The sequence below is a fragment of the Pseudomonas sp. Z2-11 genome (assembly GCF_054161305.1).
Genome location: NZ_CP096395.1, coordinates 5,180,841 through 5,200,000, shown reverse-complemented (window position 1 = coordinate 5,200,000; position 19,160 = coordinate 5,180,841). Strand labels below are relative to the sequence as shown.

Sequence of the window (19,160 nt, the reverse complement as noted above, 5' to 3'; positions counted from 1 at the left end):
AAGCTTCTTTGATTTTAGCGGAACGCTCTGGAAAGTGCGGCCATAGTGGGTGATAGCCCTGTACGCGAAAGGATCTTAGAAGTGAAATCGAGTAGGACGGAGCACGAGAAACTTTGTCTGAATATGGGGGGACCATCCTCCAAGGCTAAATACTACTGACTGACCGATAGTGAACTAGTACCGTGAGGGAAAGGCGAAAAGAACCCCGGAGAGGGGAGTGAAATAGATCCTGAAACCGTATGCGTACAAGCAGTGGGAGCCCACTTTGTTGGGTGACTGCGTACCTTTTGTATAATGGGTCAGCGACTTATTTTCAGTGGCGAGCTTAACCGAATAGGGGAGGCGTAGCGAAAGCGAGTCTTAATAGGGCGTCTAGTCGCTGGGAATAGACCCGAAACCGGGCGATCTATCCATGGGCAGGTTGAAGGTTAGGTAACACTGACTGGAGGACCGAACCGACTACCGTTGAAAAGTTAGCGGATGACCTGTGGATCGGAGTGAAAGGCTAATCAAGCTCGGAGATAGCTGGTTCTCCTCGAAAGCTATTTAGGTAGCGCCTCATGTATCACTGTAGGGGGTAGAGCACTGTTTCGGCTAGGGGGTCATCCCGACTTACCAAACCGATGCAAACTCCGAATACCTACAAGTGCCGAGCATGGGAGACACACGGCGGGTGCTAACGTCCGTCGTGAAAAGGGAAACAACCCAGACCGTCAGCTAAGGTCCCAAAGTTATGGTTAAGTGGGAAACGATGTGGGAAGGCTTAGACAGCTAGGAGGTTGGCTTAGAAGCAGCCACCCTTTAAAGAAAGCGTAATAGCTCACTAGTCGAGTCGGCCTGCGCGGAAGATGTAACGGGGCTCAAACCATACACCGAAGCTACGGGTATCACGTAAGTGATGCGGTAGAGGAGCGTTCTGTAAGCCTGTGAAGGTGAGTTGAGAAGCTTGCTGGAGGTATCAGAAGTGCGAATGCTGACATGAGTAACGACAATGGGTGTGAAAAACACCCACGCCGAAAGACCAAGGTTTCCTGCGCAACGTTAATCGACGCAGGGTTAGTCGGTCCCTAAGGCGAGGCTGAAAAGCGTAGTCGATGGAAAACAGGTTAATATTCCTGTACTTCTGGTTATTGCGATGGAGGGACGGAGAAGGCTAGGCCAGCTTGGCGTTGGTTGTCCAAGTTTAAGGTGGTAGGCTGAGATCTTAGGTAAATCCGGGATCTTAAGGCCGAGAGCTGATGACGAGTTACCCTTTGGGTGACGAAGTGGTTGATGCCATGCTTCCAAGAAAAGCTTCTAAGCTTCAGGTAACCAGGAACCGTACCCCAAACCGACACAGGTGGTTGGGTAGAGAATACCAAGGCGCTTGAGAGAACTCGGGTGAAGGAACTAGGCAAAATGGCACCGTAACTTCGGGAGAAGGTGCGCCGGTGAGGGTGAAGCACTTGCTGCGTAAGCCCACGCCGGTCGAAGATACCAGGCCGCTGCGACTGTTTATTAAAAACACAGCACTCTGCAAACACGAAAGTGGACGTATAGGGTGTGACGCCTGCCCGGTGCCGGAAGGTTAATTGATGGGGTTAGCTAACGCGAAGCTCTTGATCGAAGCCCCGGTAAACGGCGGCCGTAACTATAACGGTCCTAAGGTAGCGAAATTCCTTGTCGGGTAAGTTCCGACCTGCACGAATGGCGTAACGATGGCGGCGCTGTCTCCACCCGAGACTCAGTGAAATTGAAATCGCTGTGAAGATGCAGTGTATCCGCGGCTAGACGGAAAGACCCCGTGAACCTTTACTATAGCTTTGCACTGGACTTTGAATTTGCTTGTGTAGGATAGGTGGGAGGCTTTGAAGCGTGGACGCCAGTCTGCGTGGAGCCAACCTTGAAATACCACCCTGGCAACTTTGAGGTTCTAACTCAGGTCCGTTATCCGGATCGAGGACAGTGTATGGTGGGTAGTTTGACTGGGGCGGTCTCCTCCTAAAGAGTAACGGAGGAGTACGAAGGTGCGCTCAGACCGGTCGGAAATCGGTCGTAGAGTATAAAGGCAAAAGCGCGCTTGACTGCGAGACAGACACGTCGAGCAGGTACGAAAGTAGGTCTTAGTGATCCGGTGGTTCTGTATGGAAGGGCCATCGCTCAACGGATAAAAGGTACTCCGGGGATAACAGGCTGATACCGCCCAAGAGTTCATATCGACGGCGGTGTTTGGCACCTCGATGTCGGCTCATCACATCCTGGGGCTGAAGCCGGTCCCAAGGGTATGGCTGTTCGCCATTTAAAGTGGTACGCGAGCTGGGTTTAGAACGTCGTGAGACAGTTCGGTCCCTATCTGCCGTGGACGTTTGAGATTTGAGAGGGGCTGCTCCTAGTACGAGAGGACCGGAGTGGACGAACCTCTGGTGTTCCGGTTGTCACGCCAGTGGCATTGCCGGGTAGCTATGTTCGGAAAAGATAACCGCTGAAAGCATCTAAGCGGGAAACTTGCCTCAAGATGAGATCTCACTGGGACCTTGAGTCCCCTGAAGGGCCGTCGAAGACTACGACGTTGATAGGCAGGGTGTGTAAGCGCTGTGAGGCGTTGAGCTAACCTGTACTAATTGCCCGTGAGGCTTGACCATATAACACCCAAGCAATCTGTAGACTCGAAAGAGGCCAGATTGCGGTGTGTGAAGACGAAATGAACCGAAAGTTCGAGTCAAAACCCACAAACTATCGCATACCCATTCGCTGGAACGTGACCGCAAGGCACGCGCTGGCTACCGAATTTCTTGACGACCATAGAGCATTGGAACCACCTGATCCCATCCCGAACTCAGAAGTGAAACGATGCATCGCCGATGGTAGTGTGGGGTTTCCCCATGTGAGAGTAGGTCATCGTCAAGATTAAATTCCGAAACCCCTATCTGCTGACGCAGGTAGGGGTTTTGTTTTATCTGTAATAAAACCGGCCGAAGCTCGTGGTAAATTTGCGCAGTTATTTTCGAGCTGGCGCACTAGAATAGCCCCACCTTAGTTGAGCCAGAGCGCTATATGCCCGATCCGTCAGACATCGATAGGTTGTCAGATCTACCCTTGGACGGTCTGGTGGCGTGTCATGAATGCGACTTGTTGATGCGCAAGCCACAGCTGGCCCACGGCGAAAAAGCCGAATGCCCCCGCTGTGGATACGAACTTTATGCACACCGATATAACGTGGTCGAACGTAGCCTCGCCCTGGTAGTTGCCGCTTTGCTGTTGTTTGTGCCGGCGAACTTTTTACCCATCATGCAGCTCAATCTGCTCGGACAGTCGTCCCAGGACACCGTCTGGAGTGGCGTGGTCGGGCTGTTCAATACCGGTATGCACGGTGTCTCGGTGGTGGTGTTCCTGTGCAGCATGGGGATTCCGCTGCTCAAGTTGCTCTGTCAGCTAATTGTGCTGCTGACCATTCGCTGGAACGTCGGGCGAAGTTACGGCTTGTTGTTGTACCGCACTTACCATCACTTAAGGGATTGGGGGATGCTCGAGGTCTATTTCATGGGCGTGCTGGTTGCCATCGTCAAACTTGCCGACATGGCGGCTATTACCGTGGGCCTGGGCCTGGTGTGTTTTGTCAGCTTGTTGCTGGTTCAGGTCTGGCTGGAAGTGGTGATGTCACCGCATCAGATCTGGCAGGCGCTGTCAGGAGAGGATTCTCATGCGGGCGATTGATGCGGGCATTCTGATCTGCGTCGAATGTCACGAGTTGAATCGACAGGATGCAGGCGCTGACAAACAGACCTGCTCCCGTTGTGGCGCACGCATCCATCCCCGTCGTCCGAACAGCCTCATGCGGACCTGGGCATTATTGATCACGGCCGCGATTCTCTATATTCCGGCCAATATGCTGCCGATCATGACCATCAATTCGCTGGGCCAGGGATCGCCCAGCACCATAATGGCCGGCGTCATCGAGCTGGTTCAGCACGGCATGATCCCCATTGCCGCGGTGGTGTTTGTTGCCAGTATCGTCGTGCCCACTTTCAAGCTGGTGGGGCTCGCCTTGTTGTTGTTTTCGGTGCAACGGCACCAGCCAATGTCCGCGCGTCAGCGCATCCTCATGTATCGCTTCATTGAGTTCATCGGCCGCTGGTCGATGCTGGACATTTTCGTAATCGCAATCCTGGTGGCGGTGGTCAATTTCGGGCGGCTTGCCAGTGTTGAAGCCGGTCTCGGTGCCATCGCCTTTGCCAGCGTAGTGATTTTGACAATGATTGCCGCAGTTACCTTCGATCCCCGACTGATTTGGGATAACACGGAGTCGGATGACGACCATGACTGATTTGCCTACTGCTAAAACCCGACCGGCTTCGAACTGGTCGGCCATCTGGGTCTTGCCGTTGATTGCCTTGATCATCGGCGGTTGGCTCGGCTGGCGGGCTTATAACGAGACCGGGATCGAGATCAGCGTACGTTTTGAAAGCGGTGAGGGCATTCAGGTCAACAAGACCGAGATCGTCTACAAAGGCATGACGGTGGGCAAGGTAAAGGACCTTACGCTTGATGACGAAGGCAGCTCGAAAGGCGTTATCGCGACCGTCGAAATGAACAAGGACGTCGAGCAATACCTCAAGACCGGCACACGTTTCTGGCTGGTCAAGCCGAGTGTGAGCCTGGCCGGGATCACCGGACTGGAGACGCTGGTATCAGGCAACTACGTGGCCATAAGCCCGGGGGAAGGCGAGTCGACACGCAAGTTCAAGGCCTTGGCCGAAGAGCCGCCGCTATCGGACGCCAAACCAGGTTTGCACCTGACGATCAAGGCTGAGCGCCTGGGTTCCCTGGACCGTGGCAGCCCGGTTTTCTACAAACAGATTCAAGTTGGCCAGGTGAAAAGTTATTCCCTGTCCGAAGATCAGCGGACAGTCGAGGTCAAGGTCTTCATCGAGCCGACCTACGCCAGCCTGGTTCGTAAACACACACGATTCTGGAACGCCAGCGGCATCAGCATCGATGCCAACCTGTCGGGCGTCAAAGTACGCAGTGAATCACTGGCCAGTATCGTGGCCGGCGGTATCGCGTTTGCCACGCCGGAAAACCGCAAGGACAGCCCGCCCACGGACCCAAGCCTGCCGTTTCGTCTGTACGAAGACTTCGATGCGGCCGCCGCCGGGATCCGGGTAAAGGTCAAGCTCAGCGATTTCGAAGGGTTACAGGCGGGGCGCACGCCGGTCATGTACAAAGGTATCCAGGTTGGTAGTCTGAAGACGTTGAAGGTCGACCCCGACTTGTCCAGCGCCAGCGCCGAGCTGACTCTTGATCCTTTGGCCGAGGACTACCTGGTGACCGGCACTCAGTTCTGGGTCGTCAAGCCATCGATTTCCCTCGCGGGTATCACCGGCCTCGAAGCGCTGGTCAAGGGTAACTACATCGCCGTGCGCCCGGGCGACAAGGGCGCGGCGCCGCAGCGCGAATTCGAAGCCAGGGCGAAGGCTCCGCCATTGGACCTGCGTTCCCCTGGCCTGCACCTGGTGCTGCTGACTGAGAATCTGGGATCGCTGGAAGTCGGCAGTCCGATTCTCTACAAGCAGGTCAAGGTCGGCTCGGTGCAGAGCTACCAATTCTCCCGCAAGAAAAAACAGTTGATCATCGGTGTGCACATCGAGAAGGAATACGAAGGGCTGGTGAACGGTTCGACGCGATTCTGGAACGCCAGCGGCGTCACCCTCACGGGCGGTCTGACTGGCGGGATACAGGTCAAGAGCGAGTCCCTGCAGAGCCTGATGGCCGGCGGGATCGCCTTCGAGACGCCGGAGCCGAATGTACCGTTGAAAAGACGCATCCCTCGGTTCCGTCTGCATGAAGACCGCGAAGCGGCACAGCAGAACGGCACGGTCGTGACAATCAAGGTCGATCGCGCCGACGGCTTGCGCAGCGGTACGCCGATCCGTTTCAAGGGGCTGGATGTGGGCAAGATCGAGAACGTCGATCTCAGCGCCGACATGCAGTCAGTGCTGGTCACCGCGCGTATCACCGAAGTGCCGGAGCGTATCGCCCGCGCCGGGACCCAGTTCTGGGTGGTCAAGCCAGAGCTGGGGTTGATGAAGACGTCGAACCTGGAAACCCTGGTGACCGGTCAATACATCGAAGTGCAGCCCGCTGTGAAAAGCCAGGGCCCACAGAAAAGCTTTGTTGCGTTGGCCGAACCACCCGAAAGCGCGGTTCCGGAGGCTGGTTTGAGCCTGGTATTGAGTGCGGCGCGGCGTGGTTCGTTGAAGATTGGCGTGCCGGTGACCTATCGCGAGGTGACGGTGGGCAAAGTCACAGGATATGAATTGGGCCAGACGGCGGACCGGGTGCTGGTTCATATCCTGATCGAGCCCAAGTATGCGCCGTTGGTGCGCAGTGGTACTCGCTTCTGGAACAGCAGCGGTTTTGGCCTGGACTTCGGCCTGTTCAAGGGCGCGACGGTGCGGACCGAGTCGTTGGAGACACTGATCCAGGGCGGTATCGCTTTTGCGACACCGGACGGCGAGCGGATGGGCAACCCGGCGCGACCGCAGCAGACGTTCCCGCTGTTCGACAAGTTTGAAGATGAGTGGCTGACCTGGGCGCCGAAGATCACGCTCGGCAAGTGAGCTTATAGGATGTGACACCTGTGGCGAGGGAGCTTGCTCCCGCTGGGCCGGTCCGACGCTTCGGGCGTAGCGGCCCCAAAGCCTGCGACCGCTGCGCAGTCGAGCGGGAGCAAGCTCCCTCGCCACGGAGTATGCGATAACAAAAAAGGCCGTGATCCATTGGATCGCGGCCTTTTTCATACCCGGCTATTCACCTCAGACTGGATCCAGCTCCGGCTCATCGGCCTGGACGTTCACCGTGGCTTTCACCGCATCGTGACGACGGATGTACTTCCAGTCCGCCTCGTCGATGTAGATGCCGTTCGGGCCGCTGCCGCCTTCCAGGTCGATGGCGACACTGGCGCAGACCTGCGGCTTCACACTGGCGAGGATCGGCACGAAGCCCAGTTGCAAGCTGGTTTCCAGCAGCGCTGCCTGGTTCTTTTCGTCGATGTCCGCCGCTTCGTCCAGGTAGTACGGCAGGCGCACGCGACCAGCCTGTTCGCGGTCCATCAGGTGCAGCAACAAGTACATGTTGGTCAGCGCCTTGATGGTCATGGTGGTGCCGTTGGACGCCGCGCCGTCGATGTCGGTGTGGATCACCGGCTGGCCGTTGACCTTGGTGATCTCGAACGCCAGTTCGAACAGGTCCTTGAGGCCGAGCTGGTTGTGGTTTGCCGCCACCAGCCGCGCCAGATATTCCTTGGCTTCTTCGTTCTTGTTGTCCTGCTCGGCGCTCTGGCTCAGGTCGAACACCGACAGCGTCTCGCCTTCTTCGTACTGGCCGGCGCTGTGGATGATCTGGTCGATGTGCTTGAGCGCTTCCTTGTTCGGCGCCAGGACGATGCGGAAGCTTTGCAGGTTGGACACCTGGCGCTTGTTGATCTCGCGGTTGAACAGCGCCAACTGGTGTTCGAGGCTGTCGTAGTCGCTGCGGATGTTGCGCAAGGTCCGGGCGATGTCGGTGACGGCCGCACGACGCGCCTTGCCCAGGGTCAGAGCTTCGTCGGTGCGGTGGGCATAGGCGTTGATCAGCAGTTGCAGACGGCGCTCCATGTCGTCTTCGCTGTCGAACTTGGCCACGCCCTTGAGGCGCACCTGGGCGTACAGCGCTTCGATCTGGCCATCGACCCGTAACAGGCCCTGCCAACTGTCCTGATAATCGTTGAGCAGCGGCAACAGGTTGTCCATGGAGTCGTCGACCGGGTCCATGAACGGCGTGCCGAATGGCAGGTCCGCCGGCAGCAACTGACGACGGCGCAGGGCATCGTCGAGGGTGCGTTGCTTGGCTTCCATGTCGGCGATCTGCCGGCCCACCAGTTGCAACTTGGCGGACAGCTGCTGGACGCGCTCGGTGAAGGCATCGCTGGAGCGCTTGAGTTCGTCCTGGGCGGCTTCCATCTGCGCCAGTTGCTCGAGTTTCTCGCCTTCCTCGGCGCTCAAGGTCTGGGTGCGGCGGAAATCCTCCAGGGCTTTCTGCGCATCCAGCACCTGCTGGTACAGCGCTTCGGTCTGGGTCTTGCTCGCGGCACGGTCGGCGGCCACGGCTTGTTGGGTCTTGAGCTGCTTGAGCTCTTTTTCCAGACGCTCTTTCTGATCGCGCAGCGCGGCGCGGTCGGCAAGCGCTTGCAGGGCCGGCGGTTCGATGTGGGACAGGTCGATGGACAGGCCGGGCACTTCGAAGCGCTCGCCCCTGAAGCCGTCGAGAATCAGCTCCATGGATTTGACCCACTCGCCATTCTCGTCCAGCGCGATCCCGTGTTCGCCCAGCGGCAGGCTGAACAAAGCGCTGTTGAACAGGCGCATCAGGCGCTCGACGTCCTGCTGGGAGAACTCTTCGCGCAGGCGGGCGTAGCTGTTGTTATCGGCGTGATCGAGTTGCTGCTTGACCGACTTCAAGCGTTTTTCCAGATCCCGCAGGCGCTCTTCCAGGTCTTCGGCGCTGAACTGCCGGGACTGAGCCAGAGCGCCGGCCAGTTCGTCGTGGGCGTCTTTGGCGGCGAGCAGTTGCTGCTCCAGGACCTTGACGTCGTCCACCAGGGCAAAGCGATGCTTGAGCACCGACAGTTCGCCGAGCCAGCGCTGGATGCCGCTGATTTCACGCTCCAGGCGCATCAGCTCCTGGGTGCCGCCGCGCTGGTCGTTCTGCAGCGAATCCTGCTCGTTGCGGTAGTGCTCGGCCTGGATGGTCAGCTCTTCCTTGCGCGCACTGGCATAGTCCGACCAGGTGCCCAGCAGCGAGTCGAGCAATGGCGACAGGCGATGCAGTTTGCCGCGCAGGATATCGCGCTGCTTCACGCCGTTGGCCAAGGCTTCCACCAACGGGCCGGCCGCCACCAGGGAGTTGTAGTCCTGTTCCATGCGTCGCACGTCGCGGAAGGCTTCTTCGCACGCAGCTATATAGTCCACGCTGCCGGAGCGCAGGCTGTGCTCGAAGGCATCGAGGAACAGTTGCTTGAGCTTGGCGGCGGTGATTTCGCGCATGTGCAGCAGGTTGATGAACAACGCGCGGAAGGTCTTGAGGCTTTGCTCGCTGGTGGAGCGTAGCGGGATCAGCGTCAGGTCCAGGGGAATCGAGGTGTGTCCGCCGACCAGCAGACGGCGCAGTTCATCCGGCTTGAGTTCGTAGGCCTTCAGGCCTTCGCGCTCCAGGTTGGTGAACAGCTCTTTCTGGCGCAGGCAAGTGTCATCTTTCTGATAGTGGGCCAGGTCCAGTTTGCCGGCGTAGGCAAAGAACTGATGGCCGAAACCGCCACCAGGGCCGCGACCGACCACGCCAATCACGTGCGGGCCGTGGGGCAGGGCAACTTCCACGAGGATGTAGCTGGTGTCCGAGGCGAAGTAGAAACGCCGGGATTGCTCCAGGCTGTACTTGCCGAAGCTCATGTCCGACATGCGCGCCAGGATCGGGAACTGCAGGGCGTTGATCGAGGCGGATTTACCCAGGTTGTTCGCGCCGTAAACCGATAACGGTTCTTCCAGCGGGAACAGGCCGAGGCTATAGCCGGCGGTGTTCAAAAGGGCAAAGCGGCGGATGCCGTAGCGTTCCTTGCTCATGCGTCGGTCTCCTGTTCTTCGGCAATGGCGCGGGCCAGTGCGTCTTCTTCGCTTTCACCGTCGAATTCACTGAGGTCCAGCGGGTCATCGGTCTGCAGCAGTTTTTCGTCGCTGTCTTCGTCGATCAGTACCGGCGCCGGCAGCGGCAACACGCTGTGCAGGCTGGCGGCCAGGTCGCGGTCCTGCTGGACCGACAGGCAGACGTCGAGAAAACGATGCATCGGCGGCAGGAAGCGATACACGCCGTTTTCTTCGCTGGCAAAACCCAGCTGGGTCATGCGGCGCATGATTTTTTCTTCCAGCTCTTCCTGGGTCTGTACTTCGGCCTGGATGAACAGGTCGCGGTATTTTTCCAGCAACGACGGCAACTCATCGCGGCCGAGGCTGCCACCGTCGAGCACGGCAATCGGGTCGCGACCCTGATCGGCCAGGTGTTCGACCAGGATGAAGGTGAACAGGGCCAGGCGCTGGGCGGTCTTGTTCACCGCGGCGGCGGCCAGGTCGGGGACGAAATAATAGAAGCCGCGGGTATCGCACACCAGTTCGAAGCCCAGGGCCTTGAACAGCGTGCGGTACTGGTCCTGGAAGTTCGACAGTTGCGCGTACAGCTCCGGGTCGCGGCGGCTGACGTGGTAACCCTTGAACAGCTCGCGAAAGATCGGCGCCAGCTGGGACAGTTCGGATAGATCAAGATGCATGGGGGATGCTCGCAGAATCCTCGGCGGCGGTGTCGCCGGCCGAGAGCAGGGCGAAGGAGCGCAGGCTGACCTGATGCTCGTGGGTGTGATAATCGCGGCGTTCCAGACGCTCGCGCTTGAAACGTTTTTCCCGCGACAGGCGCGAGAACCAGTACAGCAATTCGTCGGTGGCGCCGTCCGGTTCCTGCTCCAGCAGCCAGCTCATCAGGTCCGGCATCGGCAGGGCGTCTTCGCAACGCTCGACCATCTCGCGTACGGTGCGCGGCGCCCGTGGTGCCTCGCCGCCCTTATGGGTCTTGTGGGACTTGGGAAAGCGCGCCGGTTTCGGCTCGAAACGGGCCAGGGCATAGACATAGGCTTCGACCTGGCTGGCACTGCCCAAAAACGTACTTTGCGGCCGGGTGAACAGCGGCATGGCGGCTTGCGGCACGGCGTCGATGCCCTTGCGGCGAATGGCCGCCAGGGCCAGCGCCGCGCCACGGGTCACGGCGTTGTGGCGGCGGGCCTCTTCACGCAGCGGCAGGAGCAGTTCCCGGGCGTGGCGCAGGGTCAATTGGGCGCTGGTCTGCATTTCGAGGATGCGTGCATGGGTGCGCAGCAGCATGTCGTCGTCGACAAGGTGGCCGAGGCGCTGTTGTTCGGTGAGCATGCGCAACAGCACGTTCTCGACCTTGCGCACGCCTTGCTCGAAGGCGCCGTCGGCGTTCACCAGCTGGATCATCGGTTCGACGTATTCGTCCCAGGTCGCCAGTACTTCGGCGTAGCGCTGGCGCAGCGGAATCTGCCGGTCGCTGGTCTTGGCCCGTTCGGCCACGGCCACCAGTGCCTGCTCATCGTTGGCGAGCTTTTTCAGGACGTCGCGCACGCGCATGTCCAGCAAGCGCAACTGGCGGGCCAGGTCGTTGCCGTCGCGCACCTCGAAAGCGTCCTGGATGTAACCGGCCAGGCGCTCGAGGTGGCGCAGGTAGGCTTCGATTTCCAGGCACAGGCCCAGGCGGTGTTCGCGGCGAAGGTAGGCGAGGAAGTCGTGGATCTGGGCGTTGAGCTCGAAACGGTTGGGGCTTTTCGCCACCGGCACGAGGATGTCCAGGCGGATCCACACGTCCAGCAGGTGGGTAATGTCCTGGGGCGTGCTGTCCAGTTGTTGGGCGGCCAGTTGTGAACGCAGTTCGTTGAGGCTCAGGGTGCCCTGGTCGAAATGCTCGCACAAAGGTTCCAGCAATGCCCAGTGTTCAGCAAGGGCGCGCAAGACGCGCTTGGGTTCGATCATCGCAATGGCCGTCGGGTTGGCAATTAAAAGCGGCGATTGTACTGCATCGGGCCGGTTGCTATTCACCCCCGAGACGGACTGTCGTCGCGTATCGCTCAACTATCGGCTCAACAGGGAAGCGATCCGCGCCGAAGGGCGGTAGAATCCTCCCCACTTTCAGTTATCCACAAGTGGCCGACCCTTGCTTATCGAGTCCCGCCGCCGCGCCTATCTGACCGCCATGCAGGTGGTCAACTGGCTGCCGCGTACCGAATTGCCATTTGCCGCCCCGTCGCGGCCCGAGCTGCTGGAAGCGCCTGAGCCGATGGAGGTCGCGCCGCCCCAGGCCGCGCCCGTCGCCAAGACCGTTGCCGAACCGTTGGCGCCCGCTGTCGAACGGCCGAAAGTCGAAGTCCCGCGTCCGAGCCTGGCCTCGACCCGGACCAACGCCAAAGTGGAAGAGGTCGACGAAGCGCCGGCCCCGGTGAAGGTCGCACAGGTGCCGCCGCCACGTTTCGCCCTGCAACTGCTGCGAGCCGGGCGTTGCCTGCTGCTGGTGGAGTTACCCACCGGCGAACCCTTCCAGAGCCGCGATCCAGCCTACTTGCTGCTCAAGGACATGCTGCGTGCCGCCGGCCTGCCGGACAGCCCGCAGATCATCGGCGAGCCGGTGCGCTGGCCATTGTTGTCGCGCGGCACGATGGACCAGGGGCCGGAGGCGGCGCGGGATTTTGTCCAGGGATTTGTTTCGGCGCGTCTGGAAGACGAACCGTGCGTGTGTCTGTGGCTCATCGGCCTGCCGGCAGTGAGGTTCGCCGGCGAGGCGGATGCCGAAGCGTTCAACCGTGAGTTGCAGGTCGAAGGCCTGGGCTCGGCCTGGGCATTGCCTGGACTGGAATCGTTAATGGAAACGCCACGCCACAAGGCTGACGTCTGGCAAGCCATGCGCCGGCTGATGGCGCGCTGGAAAGAATCGAATGAGTGACGCTGTATCGTTCCGCCCGATGACCGAGGCGGACCTCGACGCTGTACTGAAGATCGAATACGCGGCCTACAGCCATCCCTGGACCCGCGGGATATTTCTCGACGGGCTGGGCAAATACCAGATCTGGTTGATGTTCGAAGGCCAGCAGCAAGTCGGCCATGGCGTGGTGCAGATAATCCTCGATGAAGCGCACCTGCTCAATATCACCGTCAAGCCGGAAAACCAGGGGCGCGGCCTGGGTTTGCGGCTCTTGGAACACTTGATGTCGATTGCCTACAAGGTGGAGGCACGCGAATGCTTCCTGGAAGTGCGCGACAGCAATCGCACGGCGTTCCGGTTGTATGAGCGTTATGGTTTCAATGAGATTGGCCGGCGGCGGGATTACTACCCGGCGGTGGGCGGGCGTGAAGATGCGGTGGTCATGGCCTGTACCTTGGTGGACTGATGTGGGGGCGGGCCTGCCCGCGAAGGCGGCGGTACATTCAGCATTGATGCAAGCCGAATCACCGCTTTCGCGAGCAGGCTCGCTCCCACAGGGATAGGCGGCGTACATCAAATTCGAGGCCAGACAAAGAACCTATGTGGGAGCGGGCCTGCCCGCGAAGGCGGCGGTACATTCAGCATTGGTGCAAGCCGAATCACCGCCTTCGCGAGCAGGCTCGCTCCCACAGGGATAGGCGGCGTACATCAAATTCGAGGCCAGACAAAGAACCTATGTGGGAGCGGGCCTGCCCGCGAAGGCGGCGGTACATTCAGCATTGATGCAAGCCGAATCACCGCTTTCGCGAGCAGGCTCGCTCCCACAGGGATAGGCGGCGTACATCAAATTCGAGGCCAGACAAAGAACCTATGTGGGAGCGGGCCTGCCCGCGAAGGCGGCGGTACATTCAGCATTGATGCAAGCCGAATCACCGCTTTCGCGAGCAGGCTCGCTCCCACAGGGGATAGGCGAGGTTTTTGTTCAGCGCTTGCCATCCAATGGGTCGATATCGGCCATTTCCGCTTCGTCCAGGCCGTCGCCGCCGCCGATATCATTTTCATCCACGACGCTCAGGTCCCAATCGGCCTGTTCTCCTTCACCGGCCTCCAGGGCGTCCCTGGCGCCATCATCACGGATCAGGGTCTCGGGGCTCAGATCATCGTCGGTCGGCTGGCGGTCATCCATCGAAGCCCCCGTCATGCCTGCTTCACGCACACGTTCGTCCGGTATCAGTTGTTCGCGTTCGTTTTCGGGCAGCTCGTCGCCGATCCTGGCCTCGTATTCATCGTCATCGAATTCCAGCTCACGCATCGAGCCCATGCGGTCTTCGTTGTCGTCGATGGGTTCCGGTTGCACCGCATCGTAGGGACGTCGTGAATCATTCATGGCAATTCCTCATACTGTGGGCCTTACTATGAGTCGACCGGCTGCGGTGCCAGGAATTCCAACGCGCTGCCGACGTGACCTCGACCGGCGGTCGTCTGTCACAGTTGCGCACTCTCTATCGAGGCTGGACAGCATGAATGAATTACAAGATCTGATTGATAACAACGCGCGCTGGGCCGATGCGATCAAGCAGGAGGATCCTGACTTCTTCGCCAAGCTGGCTCGTCAGCAAACCCCCGAATACCTGTGGATCGGCTGCTCCGACGCGCGAGTGCCGGCCAACGAAATCGTCGGCATGTTGCCAGGTGATCTGTTTGTGCACCGTAACGTTGCCAACGTGGTGTTGCACACCGACCTGAACTGCCTTTCGGTGATCCAGTACGCGGTGGACGTGCTCAAGGTCAAGCACATCCTGGTCACCGGCCATTACGGCTGCGGCGGCGTGCGTGCCTCGATGCAGGACCGCCAGCTCGGCCTGATCGACGGCTGGCTGCGCTCGATTCGCGACTTGTACTACGAGCACCGCGAAGCGTTGGCCAAATTGCCGACCGAAGAGGAACAGGTCGACCGCCTATGTGAACTCAACGTGATCCAGCAGGTGGCGAACGTCGGTCACACCAGCATCGTCCAGAATGCCTGGCACCGCGGGCAGAAACTGTCCATTCATGGTTGCATCTACGGGATCAAGGACGGGCGCTGGAAAAGCCTGGACACCACGATCAGCGGTTTCGAGCAGTTGCCGCCGCAGTATCGCTTGCGTCCTGTAGACGCGCCCTGAGCGTAGACGTCAGTGATCAGCATCGTCGCTGATTGACGGCAGCGGCGCTTTCCCGCGTCAGCCAAGGCTCACGCGGGAAGGCTCCGTCAGGTTCAGACTGATTCAGCTGGCAGCGGCATCGGCACCTTCAATTGCTGAAGTTGCGACTTGATCGCCGGCGCCGCGCATTTTGTCGCCGCTTCGGCCGGCGTCAGTTTGCGAATCGAGGTATAGAACAACTCGCAGGTCTTCTCTTTCTGGGTAACCTGCCAGGTCTGCGTGCATTGGCTCAGTTGCTGGGTCGGATCGGTATCGGGCTTGCTGCCCATCCCGGCTTGCCAGCATGCGGCGCTCAGGTCCTGTCCCATGACTTTCAAGCCGGCAGCATCTGCCTTGGCTTGGTCACCGTCATAGCTTTCAGGGTCGGCGGCGTACCAGATATAGCTGGGGTGATTGGAGCCGAGTACCGGAACCTTGATGCCTTCTGTCGGTGTGATGGTCGCCAGGCCGAGCACATTCACGGTCGGGCCGTACTGGGTCTTGATCCAGTTCCGCACCGGAGCACCGAAGGCCACCATCGGCAGTGCATTGCCGCTGGCGTTCTGGCTGACCTGCTTGACCATGGTGGTCTGATAGTCGTTGAAATAATCGTAGACGCCTTCTAGCGCCTGGCCGGCGTTGGACGGGGCGGCGATCGGCGCGATGTCGATGATCGTCTGGTAGGCCGGCGTCTGGTCGGCGGCGATGCCATTGGCGGTCAGCAGCGTGGCCCAGCGGTCGGTGGTGGCCGATTCGAGGTAATCCTGGGCCTGGGTCAGCGAGTAATCCGGCGGGAAGTGCAGCAACTCGACGCTCTTGCGGTTTTCCAAGGCCATGCCCAGGGGCAGGAACAGGTACCAGTTGTAGGCCCACTTTTTGTCATTGTTGAGTTTCGTCGCGCCGTTGTACGCCAGGTCTCCGGCGTTGAGCAGCGCGGCCAGCGGTTGGCCGTAGCTTTTCGGCACCCCGCTGATGCTCGCGTAGACGATGTCGTTATCGCGCTTGACGCTGACCTTGGCCGCACCGTAGCCGTCGCGTTGCACGCTTTGCGTCAGGTAATGCTCGACGGTCTGCTCCAGCGTCCAGTTGCGAAAACAGATGACGTTGCAGTTGTTGGGGTAGGCGAAGAGACGGGTGACACGTTCGGTACTGCCCAGTTGTACATCGATGTCGGCGGCATGGGCGGCGGCACTGAAGGCCAGGGCGGCGACAGAAAATACGGCGAGTTTGGACATGCTCAGATCCTTTTCAGCGTGTGGGTCCCTTTGAACAGGGTGTATCCATACTGAAACAGACGGAGCCGAAGAAGAAGTGGGCCGATGTAAATATCGGCCCTTTTTATGGCTTTATGGCATCATCGGCGGCAAATAGGTCAACGTAGTCCCCAACGCCCAGAGCAGTACCAGCACCAGAGGGGTGTGCACCAGCAACTGTACAAACGAAAAACCGATCAGATCCCTGGCCTTCAGCCCCAGGACACCCAGCAGCGGCAGCATGTAGAACGGATTGATCAGGTTCGGCAGCGCCTCGGCGGCGTTATAGATCTGCACCGCCCAGCCCAGGTGATAGTTCAGATCATTGGCCACCTGCATGACGTAGGGCGCTTCGATGATCCACTTGCCCCCGCCCGAGGGAATGAAGAAGCCCAGCACCGCCGAATAGACGCCCATCAACAAGGCGTAGGTGTCATGCGACGCGATCTGTACGAAAAAGGTCGAGATATGGTGGGCCAGCGTCTGCGCGTCGCTGCCCTTGACCGTGGTCAGCAGCGCGGCGATCGAGCCGTACAGCGGAAACTGGATCAACACCCCGGTGGTGGTCGGCACCGCGCGGGCCACGGCGTCGAGGAAGCTGCGCGGACGCCAGTGCAACAATGCGCCGAGCATGATGAACAGGAAGTTGTAGGTGTTCAGCCCGGAAATGGCGCTGATCGCAGGCTTGGTCGAAAACTCATGGAACAGCCAGCCGGCAGCCAGCAGCACCAGGGCGATGGTCAACAGCGGGCTGTGTTCCAGCCATTCTCCTGGACGGGTGCGAGGCTGCAACGCCGGCATGCTGAAACTCGGATCGATCCCGCAGGCGGCGGCATCACGGGCGCTGTTGGGCCCGGGAGCGGTGGCGTAGGCGACGATCAGCGAAATCACGATCAGCGCCAGCAACATCACCCCGGACTGCCAGAGGAAAATGGTCTGGGTGAACGGAATGACGCCCGTGATGGACAGGATCGATGGCGGCAGGCTGGCCGGGTTGGCCTGCAGTTGCGCGGCCGACGAAGACAGTCCCAGCGCCCACACCGCTCCCAGGCCCAGATAGGCGGCGGCACCGGCGGCGCGATAATCCATTTTCAAGTCGCTGCGCCGGGCGAGTGCCCGTACCAGCAGGCCGCCGAACACCAGCGACAGGCCCCAGTTGAGCAGCGACGCGACCATGGAAATCAAGGCCACCCAGGCCACCGCGCTGCGGCCGTTTTTTGGAATCCGTGCCAGGCGATCGATCAGCTTGACGGCGGGCGGCGAACTGGCGACCACGTAACCGCCAATCACCACGAAGGCCATTTGCATCGTGAACGGAATCAGGCTCCAGAAGCCATCGCCAAACGCCATCGCCGCTGCCGTGGGCGTCGCGCCGATGAACTGCGTGGCGATTGCGACCACCAGCACCGCCAGCGCGGCGAAGACCCAGGAGTCGGGAAACCAGCGCTCGGCGAAACTGGAGCAGCGCAATGCGAAGCGGGCGGAGCGGCTGTCTTCAATGTCAGTGGTCACGGCAATCACCTCGGTTTTTATGGTTATGGGTATCTGGTGCGACGAAGCATCAGCGGTCGGACGCCAACGGTGGAACATTCCAATGACCGTGGAAGCCGGACCGGCGTTCGAGCGCCACTGGATTATTTTTCAGGCCGACCAGCGGCACTCTTCAGAAACAAATCGCCAAGCCGATGGCATGGGAACACAACAGATTCTCTGCCTGCCGGAGCATGCCCATGTTCAACACCCGCCTCAAGCAGGAGCTGCTGGCTCTTCGCCAAGAACTCTCGAGCATCATGCAAGTCAAGGAAAGCCTGGATCGAGAGATGTTGGCGCTGACCCTCGATGCCGAGGGGCGGGTGCAATCGGTCAATCAGAACTTTCTCGATGAGATGCACTACAAGAGCCAGGACTTGATTGGCCGCGCTGTCGAGGACCTGGTGCCGGCCTACCTGAGGTCCAACGAATTCCAGATTCGTTTCAAGACCGCGCTGACCCGCGGTGAGCACTTCTCCGGTGCCGTTCGCCTGGTACGAGGCAACGGCGACGAGGCCTGGCTACGCTCGATCCTCCAGCCGGTACGGGATGCCAATGGGCGAATCCGCTATTTCTCGATGTACTCCAATGACCTCACCCGCACCATCGAAAATTCCCGCGAGCATGAAAACCTGATCGGCGCCCTGGTGCGTTCGACAGCGGTGATCGAGTTCGACCTGGGCGGCCACGTCCTGACAGCGAACGACCGTTTTCTCAATGCCATGGGCTACAACCTTGCGCAGATCAAGGGCAAGCACCACCGCACGTTTTGCGAACCCGAGGAGTACAACAGCGCGGCCTACCAGAACTTCTGGAAACGCCTGAACAACGGGGAATTTGTCGCCGGCCGCTTCAAGCGCATCGACAGCAATGGCCGTGAGGTGTGGCTGGAGGCGTCCTACAATCCGGTACTCGACGCCAACGAGCGCCTTTACAAAGTGGTCAAGTTCGCGACCAATATCACCGATCAGGTCAACCAGGAAAAAGCCGTCGCCGAAGCCGCCAGCATCGCGTACGGCACGTCATTGCAGACCGATAGCAGCGCCCAGCGCGGAACCACCGTCGTGACCCAGGCGGTGGACGTGATGCGTGACCTGGCCCGACACATGCAAACCGCCGGTCAAGGTATCGAGGCCCTGAACGAGCAATCCCTGGTCATCGGGACCATCGTCAAGACCATCAGCGGCATCGCCGAACAGACCAACCTGCTGGCGCTCAACGCGGCCATCGAGGCTGCTCGGGCCGGTGAGCAGGGACGCGGTTTCGCAGTGGTCGCCGATGAGGTCCGGCAACTGGCTTCGCGAACCAGCCAGGCGACCGACGAGATCATTGGCGTGGTCCGCCAGAACCAGGACATGGCCCGCAATGCCGTGGCGCTGATGACCGATGGTCAACATCAGGCCGAACAGGGCCTGGCCCTGGCAGCCGAGGCGGGAACGGTCATCGTCGAGATCCAGGACGGGGCGAAAAAGGTGGTGGATGCGGTGAGCCAGTTCGCCAATCAGCTGTCGACTTGAGAACTTGCTGAGTGAGCCGCCTTCGCGAGCAGGCGCGCTCCCACAGTTGATCGGGGTTGTCACAGGTATCACGCAGATCCATTGTGGGGAGCCTGCTCGCGAAGGCGTCATCCCATCCACCATCAAACCAA

General features: G+C 59.8%; 13 protein-coding genes, 2 rRNA genes and 1 pseudogene (1 of these 16 only partly in view). 10 read left to right on the top strand and 6 right to left on the bottom strand.

Annotated elements, in window-relative coordinates; translation table 11 throughout:
- The 5 genes from M1E16_RS23105 to M1E16_RS23085 all read left to right on the top strand — a co-directional run.
- A 23S ribosomal RNA gene (locus M1E16_RS23105) occupies positions 1-2,621 on the top strand (it extends 271 nt beyond the left edge of the window).
- A gap of 149 nt (positions 2,622-2,770) precedes the next feature.
- Positions 2,771-2,886, top strand: a 5S ribosomal RNA gene (gene rrf / locus M1E16_RS23100).
- 147 nt (positions 2,887-3,033) lie between these two features.
- A complete protein-coding gene (locus M1E16_RS23095; RefSeq protein ID WP_458128467.1) occupies positions 3,034-3,693 on the top strand; it encodes a paraquat-inducible protein A in 660 nt (219 codons plus the stop codon).
- Positions 3,680-4,303 carry a paraquat-inducible protein A gene (locus tag M1E16_RS23090; RefSeq protein ID WP_434571814.1) on the top strand — a complete coding sequence of 208 codons (624 nt, stop codon included), beginning with the start codon at positions 3,680-3,682 and terminating at the stop codon, positions 4,301-4,303. The genes M1E16_RS23095 and M1E16_RS23090 overlap by 14 nt, the downstream gene beginning before the upstream one ends.
- Positions 4,296-6,599, top strand: coding sequence for a PqiB family protein (locus tag M1E16_RS23085; RefSeq protein WP_434601842.1), 2,304 nt, complete (start codon positions 4,296-4,298; stop codon positions 6,597-6,599). The genes M1E16_RS23090 and M1E16_RS23085 overlap by 8 nt, the downstream gene beginning before the upstream one ends.
- A 195-nt stretch (positions 6,600-6,794) precedes the next feature.
- On the opposite strand, the gene mksF is transcribed toward M1E16_RS23085, so the two are convergent.
- The 3 genes from mksF to mksB are packed head-to-tail and all read right to left on the bottom strand — an operon-like array spanning position 6,795 to position 11,603.
- Complete coding sequence (gene mksF, locus M1E16_RS23080; RefSeq protein ID WP_434628294.1) at positions 6,795-9,635, bottom strand: Mks condensin complex protein MksF; 2,841 nt, start codon at positions 9,633-9,635, stop codon at positions 6,795-6,797.
- A complete protein-coding gene (gene mksE / locus M1E16_RS23075; protein WP_434558641.1) occupies positions 9,632-10,333 on the bottom strand; it encodes an Mks condensin complex protein MksE in 702 nt (233 codons plus the stop codon). Before mksE ends, mksF begins: the two co-directional genes overlap by 4 nt.
- On the bottom strand, positions 10,323-11,603 hold the full coding sequence (mksB, locus tag M1E16_RS23070) for an Mks condensin complex protein MksB (protein WP_305498806.1): 1,281 nt from the start codon (positions 11,601-11,603) through the stop codon (positions 10,323-10,325). The genes mksE and mksB overlap by 11 nt, the downstream gene beginning before the upstream one ends.
- 220 nt (positions 11,604-11,823) lie before the next feature.
- Between mksB and M1E16_RS23065 the strand changes: the two genes are divergently transcribed.
- Both M1E16_RS23065 and rimI read left to right on the top strand, forming a co-directional pair.
- Entirely contained in the window at positions 11,824-12,567 is a 744-nt protein-coding gene (locus tag M1E16_RS23065; protein WP_434658090.1) for an energy transducer TonB, read from the top strand.
- Entirely contained in the window at positions 12,560-13,012 is a 453-nt protein-coding gene (gene rimI / locus M1E16_RS23060) for a ribosomal protein S18-alanine N-acetyltransferase (protein WP_458128466.1), read from the top strand. Before M1E16_RS23065 ends, rimI begins: the two co-directional genes overlap by 8 nt.
- Positions 13,013-13,528: 516 nt before the next feature.
- Here the strand turns inward: rimI and M1E16_RS23055 are convergent.
- Positions 13,529-13,933 (bottom strand): serine kinase/phosphatase, encoded by a 405-nt coding sequence (locus M1E16_RS23055; protein WP_434628302.1) that lies wholly within the window; start codon positions 13,931-13,933, stop codon positions 13,529-13,531.
- Positions 13,934-14,066: 133 nt separating this feature from the next.
- Between M1E16_RS23055 and can the strand changes: the two genes are divergently transcribed.
- Positions 14,067-14,711 (top strand): carbonate dehydratase, encoded by a 645-nt coding sequence (gene can, locus M1E16_RS23050; RefSeq protein ID WP_434655675.1) that lies wholly within the window; start codon positions 14,067-14,069, stop codon positions 14,709-14,711.
- 92 nt (positions 14,712-14,803) lie between these two features.
- Here the strand turns inward: can and M1E16_RS23045 are convergent, their stop codons facing one another.
- A complete protein-coding gene (locus M1E16_RS23045; protein ID WP_458128465.1) occupies positions 14,804-15,964 on the bottom strand; it encodes a hypothetical protein in 1,161 nt (386 codons plus the stop codon).
- 111 nt (positions 15,965-16,075) lie between these two features.
- The gene (locus M1E16_RS23040) at positions 16,076-17,494 is read right to left on the bottom strand and encodes a short-chain fatty acid transporter (RefSeq protein WP_458128464.1); all 1,419 of its coding nucleotides are present in this window, start codon (positions 17,492-17,494) and stop codon (positions 16,076-16,078) included.
- A gap of 173 nt (positions 17,495-17,667) precedes the next feature.
- On the opposite strand from M1E16_RS23040, the pseudogene M1E16_RS23035 reads away from it, so the two are divergent.
- Positions 17,668-18,441, top strand: a pseudogene (locus M1E16_RS23035) (PAS domain-containing protein); the annotation flags it as partial.
- A gap of 156 nt (positions 18,442-18,597) precedes the next feature.
- On the top strand, positions 18,598-19,029 hold the full coding sequence (locus M1E16_RS23030; RefSeq protein ID WP_434605209.1) for a methyl-accepting chemotaxis protein: 432 nt from the start codon (positions 18,598-18,600) through the stop codon (positions 19,027-19,029).
- Positions 19,030-19,160 lie beyond the last annotated feature (131 nt).